3 protein-coding genes and 1 pseudogene are annotated in these 3,667 nt (G+C 71.5%); 2 read left to right on the forward strand and 2 right to left on the reverse strand.

Annotated elements, in window-relative coordinates; genetic code table 11:
• On the reverse strand, positions 1-1,006 hold a 1,006-nt coding region (locus tag ABD323_RS40030; RefSeq protein ID WP_425556328.1), incomplete at its 3' end, for a serine/threonine-protein kinase.
• A gap of 332 nt (positions 1,007-1,338) precedes the next feature.
• Here ABD323_RS40030 and ABD323_RS40035 point away from each other — a divergent pair.
• Together ABD323_RS40035 and ABD323_RS40040 are read left to right on the forward strand one after the other, a co-directional pair.
• The gene (locus ABD323_RS40035) at positions 1,339-1,923 is read left to right on the forward strand and encodes a TerD family protein (RefSeq protein WP_344447035.1); all 585 of its coding nucleotides are present in this window, start codon (positions 1,339-1,341) and stop codon (positions 1,921-1,923) included.
• Positions 1,924-1,969: 46 nt separating this feature from the next.
• On the forward strand, positions 1,970-3,043 hold the full coding sequence (locus ABD323_RS40040; RefSeq protein ID WP_344447036.1) for a DUF475 domain-containing protein: 1,074 nt from the start codon (positions 1,970-1,972) through the stop codon (positions 3,041-3,043).
• A gap of 130 nt (positions 3,044-3,173) precedes the next feature.
• Here the strand turns inward: ABD323_RS40040 and ABD323_RS40045 are convergent.
• Positions 3,174-3,667: pseudogene (locus tag ABD323_RS40045) on the reverse strand (DUF2637 domain-containing protein); the annotation flags it as partial.

Here is a 3,667-nt window from a genome sequence, read left to right on the forward strand (position 1 = left end):
CGCCGAGCCGGCGGGTGCCGTCCGGTGCGCCGGGGCCGTTGAGCGCGGTCGGCGGGTGGGCGGTGGTGGCCCGCGGGTCGGCGGGTGCGGCGGTGCTCCCGCGGGCCGGCGTCTCCATGTCCATCACGGCGGAGGCGTGCGCGGCCAGGTCGGAGGCGACCTGGGCCGGCAGCCAGCCGGCCCGCGGCAGGGCGGCGCGGCCGCCGAGCAGTTCGGCGAGCTCGGTGGTGGTCGGCCGGTCGGCCGGGTCCTTGGCCAGGCAGGCCGCCACGACGCCCAGCAGCTCCTCGGGCACCGCGTCCAGTGACGGCTCGTCATGGATCACCCGGTAGAGCAGCGCGGCGGCGGAGTCGCTGTCCTGCTGGAAGGGGCCGGCGCCGGTCGCGGCGAAGGCCAGCACCGAGCCCAGCGAGAAGACGTCGCCGGCCGGGCCCATCGCCGCGCCGGTGGCCTGCTCCGGGCACATGAAGCCGGGCGAGCCGACCACCACGCCGGTACTGGTCAACCGGTCGCCCTCCAGGACGCGGGCGATCCCGAAGTCGATCACCCGCGGGCCGTCGGCGGCCAGCAGCACGTTGGACGGCTTGAGGTCGCGGTGCACCAGGCCGGCCCGGTGCACGGCCTCCAGCGCCGAGGCCAGGCCCGCGCCCAGCGCCCGGACGGTCCCGGGCGGCAGCGGGCCGTGCGAGGCGACGGCCTCGGCCAGCGAGGGGCCCAGCACGTACGCGGTGGCCAGCCAGGGGGTCGGCCCCTGCGGATCGGCGTCCACCACCGGGGCGGTGCAGGTGCCGCTGACGGCCTGCGCGGCGGCCACCTCGCGGCGGAACCGCTCGCGGAACTCCTCGTCCTCGGCGAGCTCGGCGCGGACCACCTTGACCGCCACCGTGCGCCCGCCGGCCGAGCGGGCCAGGTAGACCCGGCCCATGCCGCCGGCGCCCAGTCTGGCCAGCAGCCGGTAGGGGCCGACCGCCTCGGGATCGGTCTGCTCCAAGGACTGGATCGGCATGCCGGTACTACCCCCCGTTGCTCGGGCGCCGTCTGCCGGACCGTCACCACGACGGGCCCGGGGGCGCCTGCTGAGTGCAGATGGTACGACCCGGGTGCGCGGCGGGCGCGGGGTGGTGGCGCGGGCGCGCGCGGAGGTGGGTGCGGGGGGCTGCCGCGGGCGGTCGGCAGGTGGGCGGTGGGCCGGGGGTGACTGCTTGATAGGTTCGGCTGAGTTCAGGAAGTTCAGGGGCTGGTTCAGGACCACAGCGGCTCCCGAGGGCATACACCTAGGGTTCGCCCTTGGCGTGCCACGGTGCGCTGGGGGCTGCCAGGAGTGGGAGGAAAGACCACATGAGTGTCACGCTCGCCAAGGGCGGCAACGTCTCGCTGAGCAAGGCCGCGCCGAATCTGACCCAGGTGCAGATCGGCCTCGGCTGGGACGCCCGGTCCACCACCGGTGCACCCTTCGACCTCGACGCGAGCGCGCTGCTCTGCTCGGGGGGCAGGGTGCTGGGCGACGAGTACTTCGTCTTCTACAACAACCTCAAGAGTCCCGAGGGTTCGGTCGAGCACCTCGGGGACAACCTGGTGGGCGGCGAGGAGGACGGTGACGACGACGAGGAGGTGGTCGTCGTCAACCTGGACCTCGTGCCGGCCCAGGTGGACAAGGTCGTCTTCCCGGTGTCGATCTACGACGCCGAGGCGCGGCTGCAGAGCTTCGGCCAGGTCCGCAACGCGTACATCCGGGTGGTCAACCAGTCCGGCGGTCAGGAGATCGCCCGCTACGACCTCACCGAGGACGCGTCCAGCGAGACCGCGATGATCTTCGGCGAGCTCTACCGCTACCAGGGCGAATGGAAGTTCCGGGCGGTGGGCCAGGGGTACGCCTCGGGCCTGCGGGGAATCGCCCTCGATTTTGGCGTAAACGTACAGTAAAGGACATGCCGTGGGCATGTCCTGTCACTGAAAGGTAGTCACACCCGTGTTCCTCCGCACTTTCGGATGGTCTTTCGCGACCACGATCGCCGGCCTCATCGCCGCCGGGTTGATCTGGGGCGCTGAAGGCTTCGGCGTGGTGCTGATCCTCGCGATCCTCGAAATCTCCCTCTCGTTCGACAACGCGGTGGTCAACGCCACGGTTCTCAAGCGGATGAACCCGTTCTGGCAGAAGATCTTCCTGACGGTGGGCGTGCTCATCGCGGTCTTCGGCATGCGGCTGCTCTTCCCGCTGCTGGTGGTCGGTCTGACGGCCCACATCAGCCCGAGCACCGTCATCGACCTGGCCCTGCACAGTGACCAGACGTACAACGGCCTGACGTACGCCCAGCACCTGGAGGCCGCCAACCCGGCGATCGCCGCGTTCGGCGGGATCTTCCTGCTGATGATCTTCCTGGACTTCATCCTCGGGGAGAAGGACTTCAACTGGCTGCGCTGGATCGAGCGGCCGCTGGAGAAGATCGGCCAGCTGGAGGCGCTCTCCTCGGTGATCGCGCTGATCACGCTGGCGCTGGCCTCGCGGTTCTTCGGTGCCGGGCACGAGGAAACGGTCCTGCTGGCCGGCCTGCTGGGCCTGGCCACCTACCTGGCGGTCAACGGCCTCTCGGGCGTCTTCGAGTCCACCTTGGAGGAGGACGAGGAGGAGGCCGAGGCGGCCACCGCGGGGGCCAAGGGCCGTTCGGTGGTCCAGGTGGCCGGCAAGGCCGCCTTCTTCCTCTTCCTCTACCTGGAGGTCCTGGACGCCTCGTTCTCCTTCGACGGCGTGGTCGGCGCGTTCGCCATCTCCCAGGACATCTTCCAGATCACCCTGGGCCTGGGCATCGGCGCGATGTACATCCGCTCGCTGACCGTGTTCCTGGTCCGCAAGGGCACCCTGGACGACTACGTCTACCTGGAGCACGGCGCGCACTACGCGATCGGCGCGCTGGCGGTGATCCTGCTCGTCTCCATCGAGTACAAGATCCCCGAGATCGTCACCGGCCTGATCGGGGTGGCCTTCATCGGCGCCGCGCTCGCCTCCTCGATGGTGCGCAACAAGCGGGCCGAGGCACTGGAGTAGCCGCTCGCCGACGCCGACGTCGTACGCCGACATCGTAAGAGAGCGACGTAAGAGAGCGACGTACGCCAGAGCCCCGCACCTCCTCCTCACGGAGGGGGTGCGGGGCTCTGGCGCATCAAGGCTCCGGGCGTCAGCCGAGGCGCTTCTCCATGGCGCGCAGCTTGCGCTCCAGGGAGTCGAAGGGGGAGTCGAGCGTCGGCATCGAGAGGGTGTCGTCGTCCGCGGTCAGGTCGACGCTGTCGCCCGCGTACGGGTCCGTGGCGTCGCTCCGGGAGGCCAGGGGCGAGGAGGAACGCGAGCCGACCGCGGTGCGGCGGGGCGCCGCCGCGAGGGCGGCGGGCTCCAGGGCGGACCGCCCGACCTTGGCCATCGGATCCGCGGACTCAGCTAGCGCAGGCTCCGTAGCGGCCTGGCCGTCGCCGCCGCCGGCGGTCAGCGCGGCGACCTGGCGGCCACCGCGGGCCCGGGCCAGCATGCTGCCCTGGCGGGCGATCGCCTTGAGCTCGGCCCGCTCGCGGCGGTCGGCGCTGCGGGCGCGGATCTTGGCGTCCAGCTTGGCCTGCCGCTCCTCGCGGACCTCCTCGACCGCCTCGTCCAGGCTGCGCACGTTCTCCAGCAGCATCA

Origin of the sequence: Kitasatospora nipponensis, assembly GCF_039528135.1 — a bacterium.
Classification (GTDB): Bacteria; Actinomycetota; Actinomycetes; order Streptomycetales; family Streptomycetaceae; genus Kitasatospora; species Kitasatospora nipponensis.